Origin of the sequence: Aquiflexum sp. (assembly GCF_041751335.1) — a bacterium.
In the GTDB taxonomy this organism is placed as follows: domain Bacteria; phylum Bacteroidota; class Bacteroidia; order Cytophagales; family Cyclobacteriaceae; genus Aquiflexum.
In genome coordinates this window covers 1-5,869 of sequence record NZ_JBGSXS010000341.1, presented here as the reverse complement: position 1 = coordinate 5,869, position 5,869 = coordinate 1, and the positions used below count along the sequence as shown (strand labels likewise).

The following is a 5,869-nucleotide window of genomic DNA, read 5'->3' as shown; positions in this document are numbered from 1 at the left end:
TGTGCCGTCAGCAAGTATTTTTCCGCTGTACCAATCTCCCGAAGGTGTGCCTATATTGTAGTGGTGGTGTGCCTTTGGCTGATTATAGCCGTCTTCTTTTCCAAAAAATGTCTGCTTCATATAATGGGTATGTGCGGACATAGAAAAGGTTTTCGCAAAAGGGGAAAGCAGTTCCAGGATTTTTTCCCGATCGGCATCCCTGAAGCTGTCCCCGTTTTCTTCAAACAAGGGAATATGCATCAACAACACTACCAACTTGTCTTTGGGTACCAGCTTGAGGTTGTTTTCCAAAAACTGTAACTGATCCGGCCTTAATCCTCCCCAATATCCCTGTCCGTCCCTCGGGTCAGGATAGAGGATGTCTTCCAGGACTACAAAATGCGCATCCCCATAATTGAAGGCATAAGTAGCCGGACCAAAATTTGCTGTGAAAGATTCATCACTGTACTCATCTTTGCCTGCATCAAAGTTCATGTCGTGGTTGCCCATGACCTGAAACCATGGCACTCCAATCTTGCCCACAGCCTCCTTATAAATTGGAAAAAAGTCAGGTCTGTCTCCAACCAGATCTCCCAAAGCTGCCCCAAAAGCAATGTCTTGAATATTTTCAACTTCCGAGACGATCCCTTTTTTGAAATGTTCTATCTCCTCCAAAGTATAAGGCTGTGGATCACCGAAGATCAGTGCTGTAAACTTTTTGCTGTCATTTCCAGGCCGGAGACCAAAATCTACAGACTTGGGAAGTTTTCCTGTGGGTGCAACTCCGGGATATTTCAGGTTGGCGGGAGAACCATTGGGCTTGTGGATATAGTAAAACTGGGGGATGTTGTTGGCATCGGTCGGCAGTTCATGGGAAGCCGGCTTGATGACGAAGATGGTTTGGTCCTCCGCAAGGGGAAGCTCATACTTTCCGTTTTTGTCTGTTTGTACCACTTGAAGGCCATTGGAAACCACAACATTGGGCAGTCCTTTTTCCCTTCTTTCTTTTTTGCCGTTTGCGTTAAGGTCTTCATAGGCGATTCCATTGACTTTTTGCTGGGCAAATGCCGAACCAGCAAAAATCAGGGCAATGAGTAGTAGTTGAATTCTTTTCATGGGCTTTGGTGAGTTTTGGATAAAATTAAGGGATTTTGGTGAATGTTGTGTTTTGAAAAGGTTATGCTATGGTTAAGGATGGGGAGTGGTTTGGTTCAAAACTTAGTCTTGGACCATTTTCTTTGCAGTCTTCAGACTGCCAATGATTGTCGGAGGAATCTTTTTTGGTCATCTAAGTGAGAAGGTCTTAATCCCTGGCTTAACCCTAAATAAATCCACAAGAATTAGAAATTTCTTTGTAGTAACATCTCTGTTTCTGACATTTGAAGAAACAAACTTTCATTCAATGCATTCAATAACCCAAGGGATTATCAATGATTTAGAAAAGTTCAAAAAGAAATTCCCATTTCCGTTTAAGTCCAGAGATGAAAAGGATAATTTTTTGTCTTCGTACCAAAATACTATTGAGGAGATTCAAAGTTTTTGCGAAACTGAATTTGATTGGTTCAAATCAGATGTACTCGAAGTAAAGTCCACTTTTGAAAAAATTTATGATCTGACATATAGAGTTATCCAGAGTAAATTAAATGACGATGACGAAAATGCCATTCATCTTTTCAATATACTCATGGCAAGATATCCCAATCCAACAAATACCAAAAAATCAACGGTAGACGAAGCTTCAAAAGGAAGCGATTTGTCCTTTGATTCGTTTTCATCTCTTGATCCAATAGACTTATTCCGTATTAGACGTGCTGACTGGAAAGATGGTAAACTCCGACCCTTCGAAAAGGATGATTTATTTCACATTAAGTATCATGATAGACGCAAGTGCAAAAACTATAGATTTAGCATTTCTGGAATCCCAGCCTTGTATTTGGGGGAATCCATTGAAATTTGTGAACATGAAGTTTTCAACGGAGGAGATCTTTTTAAATATTACATTTCTCAATTCACAAGTCGTGAATTGTTGAATGTAATTACTATTGATTTTCCCGATTTGATAATTTGGAATTTAAAACATGGTGGATTTAATGGGACAGCTTTAAGGTTTTTTGCGTATCTCCCTTTTTCATCAGCTTGCTTATTCAAAACGGCTCCTCCACATAATCGCCCCTTCAATCCTGAGTACATTATTCCGCAAATGCTAATGAGTTTTATAAAGAAGAATACTAAATTAGATGGGGTTAGATATCCGTCCACAAAATTCATATATGATGGGAAAACCAAACCTGTTTTGAATTATGCTTTTCCGGTTAAGGATCCGGATGAGAAAGGGTTTTGCAAAAACCTTACTAATATCTTTGATTGGATTGCTCCGGTACTTTCTGAGATTGATTATGTCAAAATGAAAAATGATTTGAGCGAGAGTGCTGGAAAAATTGAAATGTCTGAGGATTTGAAAAGATTAAGGGGTGAATTTGGTTCAATAATAAAATCATCTTAAAAATTGAGATTCTAGAAAAGACTTGAAAGTTTGAGTTAATTGGTTTATTTTTAAATAAAACGATATAAACATGAAAATGCTATTTGATTTGTTTTTCGAATACTTTTATTTTTTCGCTAGTCTTGTATTGATTAAACATCTCACCACATTTAAAAATTGTTAATTAACTGCCTAAGATTTTATAAAAATGAAGTACATCCAACTTACTCCCGCCGTTATCTTTCTTATTTTTTTCAGTTGTAATCAAAAATACAATTCAAATCTTAATCAAATTGAAAATAGATTAGATGAACTTGATGAAAAGAACTATGAACTTGAAAATCGAATTTCGGATTTGGAGTACGAAAACCTTCAATTAAAAGGTGAATTGACTGAATTGGAAAATTCAATAGATTATTTGGAACTTCAAATACTTCTTCTGGAATAGTTGAAATTTATTATAACCTTGAGTAAACCTTTAAGCCCCCACTGTTATTCTACTATTTTCATTTTTCCATAATTCCCTGATTTTAGCGACGTAATCATCGACAAAATCTTCAAGCTCAAAAAAGGTATTGAATTTAGATTTCGATAGATTGGTTTTAAATTTTTCCAATATTTCTCTAATTTCTTTTTCATCAAAATCGCTGTCAGCACTATAATAAAAAGTAGGGGAATTTACAGTAAAATTCAATTTAATAGCATCAAGTATTACACGCATAAACTTGCCGTAAACAAAATTCTCAATACCAATACCTTGATTCCTATCTAATGGGAGTCCAGTTTTACTTTTCTGTGCATAGTCCAATAAAATCTCTATAGCCTCTTGCACTTGCCTTTTATACTTATTTGGAAGTTCCTTTGAATTGGAGTGACCAATAATTTCCTGTTTTAAATTTTCAAACTCTTTTATGGCAGCCTTTTTTCTATTTCTAGTATTAAGTGAATCCTGTTCATGTATTTCATAGGGATAGGAGGAACTTTCCTTCAAATTCCTATATTTCATAATTGTTCTATTTAGATTTCTTTCCATCACATATCTGAATTTATACTGTCAATATCGATAATTTTTTGTACAAGAGCGAATTTTTCTACTTCCGAAAGGCTTAGCTTTCTGATTTTGTCCATCATTAAATCAATATCTTTTTTCTCTTTGACAACCAGATAGTTTAAGTCATCTATCTCAAAAAACAAATAATCAGGATTTTTATGATATTTAATGTTCAATCGCTTTCGGTAGTCTTCATCATCCTTGTCATGAAACTCTTTTTTTGTTCTTTCATGCACCCACCTCCATTCTCTGTCGATATAATTATTCCTGTTTTGTCCTTTATATAGTTCTTCATAAGACTTAATGAAACCAGCCATATTTTCAGAGTGGCTATGTAAGGCCCCAACCATATATTGAATGTCCAGTATTTCCGAATCACTCTCTCCATATAACATTTTCAATCCCTCCAGCCTTTCAATGATGGTATTCAATTCAAAAGATGAATTTAGGAAAGAATTTGAAAATCCGGACTGCTCTAATCTATAAAGTATTGGACTAACTTTATTTTTGATACCCCAATCTTTTTTAAAGCCTATTCCATACGAACCATACCTTTTTGTGTGATCTCTTGAAATAAACTTTAAAGGGATATCACAAAAGCATACCATTGGTGTTGCTATAAATTTCTTATTGGGGAAAAAATCCTGAACTGTTTCAATGTTGAAGGATGCCCGTAAGGATTTTCCTTCAAGGATTTTGAGGATATTAAGATGATCTCCTGTAAAATGAAAAAGACTGCTTGCTATCATAATAAAAATGAAGGCTTATTAAAAACGTATTCAAAACATGACTTCAAATTAAAAAGAATAAAACTTTTATCAAATAAACTACTCATCTGAGGACTTGAATCATTATCATCCAAATATCAATTAATTTCTTAATATCAATTATTATCCTCTTTTCAAGCCTTCTGTATTTCCTTTATATAACTTACAAACCCCTGAAAATAAATTAAATATAAAAAAAAATTGAATTTACTCAATATATTGAGTAAAATAATTATGACATACCAAAGAATAGAAAAAGTAGCTTTGTTGAAACGGCTGAAGGATGAACCTAGGAGGTTTACACAGGTCATCTATGGACCTCGGCAGGTGGGTAAAACTACCTTGGTTAGGCAGATTATGGAAGAACTTGATTATCCCCATCATTTGGTGGCGGCGGATGCTGTGCCGGCAGGAGATGGCTTGTGGATAACGCAGCAATGGGAAAATGTCCGGATCCTACAGCAACAACAGGCTGACAAACCTTTTCTTTTGGTCATCGATGAAGTCCAAAAGATCGACAACTGGTCCGAGCAGATCAAAGCCGAATGGGATAGGGATGCCGCTGAGGGTAAGGATATACGGGTTGTTTTGCTGGGTTCATCGAGGTTGATGCAGCAGAAGAGACTGACAGAATCTTTGGCAGGAAGGTTTGAAGCCACTTACCTCGGGCATTGGTCCTATAAGGAAATGAAGGATGCTTTTAGTCTGAAGGCTGAGGAGTTTGTATGGTTTGGAGGCTATCCTGGTGCGATTACGCTTAGGGAAGATGAAGACCGATCGAAAAGCTATGTCCGTGATGCGCTTTTGGAAACCAGCATTTCCAAAGATATCCTGATGCTAACCCGGGTGGATAAACCTGCCTTGATGAAGCGTTTTTTTGAGTTGGGATCGGCGTACTCGGGACAGATTCTGAGCTTTACCAAGATCATGGGGCAACTGACTGATGCGGGCAATACCACCACACTGGCAAATTATCTAGAGCTGCTAAATGATGCCGGGTTGTTGGCGGGATTGGAAAAGTACAGTCCAAATATGGTCCGAAAGCGTTCTTCCAGTCCCAAGTTTCAGGTTCATAACACCGCGATCATGTCGGGTATTTCGGGCGAAAGTCTCGATACTTTGCTTGAGGACCATGAGGCGTGGGGTAGGTGGGTGGAATCTGCCGTTGGTGCGCACCTGATCAATCAGGTATTCAAGGACAAAAAGCTTTTTTTATATTATTGGAGGGAAGGCAATGACGAAGTGGATTATGTGGTTGAATATAAGAAGCAGGTGATTGGACTTGAAGTGAAGTCCGGTAAGACAGGAAAGCTATCTGGCTTGAATGCGTTCGATAAAAAATTCAACCCTAAGAAATCCCTGTTGATCGGTGCAGGCGGGATTCTATGGCAGGAGTTTTTGCAAATGGATGTAGTGGATTTATTTTTAAAAAAGGCAGTCAATATGACTGCCTTTTTTGGTTTCTTTTGCTTAAAAATATTTATTTAACTTATTGAAAATCAAATTATAAGGTGTGTTTTTAAAAATTTACTCAATGTATTGAGTAAATTAACTCAATGGGATAAGTAAAAGTAATCATGTAGTGAAAAT

At 36.9% G+C, this 5,869-nt stretch carries 6 protein-coding genes; 3 read left to right on the top strand and 3 right to left on the bottom strand.

Annotation, left to right across the window (positions count from 1 at the left end; translation table 11 throughout):
• Nucleotides 1-1,095: metallophosphoesterase N-terminal domain-containing protein (locus ACEW8U_RS19080; protein ID WP_373523655.1), on the bottom strand; the 1,095-nt coding region annotated here is incomplete at its 3' end.
• 286 nt (nucleotides 1,096-1,381) lie between these two features.
• Here ACEW8U_RS19080 and ACEW8U_RS19075 point away from each other — a divergent pair.
• Both ACEW8U_RS19075 and ACEW8U_RS19070 read left to right on the top strand, forming a co-directional pair.
• Nucleotides 1,382-2,482 (top strand): RES domain-containing protein, encoded by a 1,101-nt coding sequence (locus tag ACEW8U_RS19075; RefSeq protein WP_373523654.1) that lies wholly within the window; start codon nucleotides 1,382-1,384, stop codon nucleotides 2,480-2,482.
• A 187-nt stretch (nucleotides 2,483-2,669) separates the two neighbouring features.
• Nucleotides 2,670-2,909, top strand: a complete 240-nt coding sequence (locus ACEW8U_RS19070; protein ID WP_373523653.1) for a hypothetical protein — start codon at nucleotides 2,670-2,672, stop codon at nucleotides 2,907-2,909.
• Nucleotides 2,910-2,939: 30 nt separating this feature from the next.
• On the opposite strand, the gene ACEW8U_RS19065 is transcribed toward ACEW8U_RS19070, so the two are convergent.
• Together ACEW8U_RS19065 and ACEW8U_RS19060 are read right to left on the bottom strand one after the other, a co-directional pair.
• Nucleotides 2,940-3,467, bottom strand: coding sequence for a hypothetical protein (locus ACEW8U_RS19065; RefSeq protein ID WP_373523652.1), 528 nt, complete (start codon nucleotides 3,465-3,467; stop codon nucleotides 2,940-2,942).
• A gap of 26 nt (nucleotides 3,468-3,493) precedes the next feature.
• On the bottom strand, nucleotides 3,494-4,261 hold the full coding sequence (locus tag ACEW8U_RS19060) for an abortive infection system antitoxin AbiGi family protein (RefSeq protein ID WP_373523651.1): 768 nt from the start codon (nucleotides 4,259-4,261) through the stop codon (nucleotides 3,494-3,496).
• A 252-nt stretch (nucleotides 4,262-4,513) separates the two neighbouring features.
• Here ACEW8U_RS19060 and ACEW8U_RS19055 point away from each other — a divergent pair, with 252 nt between their 5' ends.
• Nucleotides 4,514-5,767 carry an ATP-binding protein gene (locus tag ACEW8U_RS19055; protein WP_373523650.1) on the top strand — a complete coding sequence of 418 codons (1,254 nt, stop codon included), beginning with the start codon at nucleotides 4,514-4,516 and terminating at the stop codon, nucleotides 5,765-5,767.
• The last annotated feature ends 102 nt before the right edge of the window (nucleotides 5,768-5,869 follow it).

Excerpts from the sequence above, each read along its gene's own strand:
- ACEW8U_RS19075 (WP_373523654.1), top strand. The coding sequence starts at position 1,382 with ATGCATTCAATAACCCAAGGGATTATCAATGATTTAGAAAAGTTCAAA.
- ACEW8U_RS19070 (WP_373523653.1), top strand. The coding sequence starts at position 2,670 with ATGAAGTACATCCAACTTACTCCCGCCGTTATCTTTCTTATTTTTTTC.
- ACEW8U_RS19065 (WP_373523652.1), bottom strand. The coding sequence starts at position 3,467 with ATGAAATATAGGAATTTGAAGGAAAGTTCCTCCTATCCCTATGAAATA.
- ACEW8U_RS19060 (WP_373523651.1), bottom strand. The coding sequence starts at position 4,261 with ATGATAGCAAGCAGTCTTTTTCATTTTACAGGAGATCATCTTAATATC.
- ACEW8U_RS19055 (WP_373523650.1), top strand. The coding sequence starts at position 4,514 with ATGACATACCAAAGAATAGAAAAAGTAGCTTTGTTGAAACGGCTGAAG.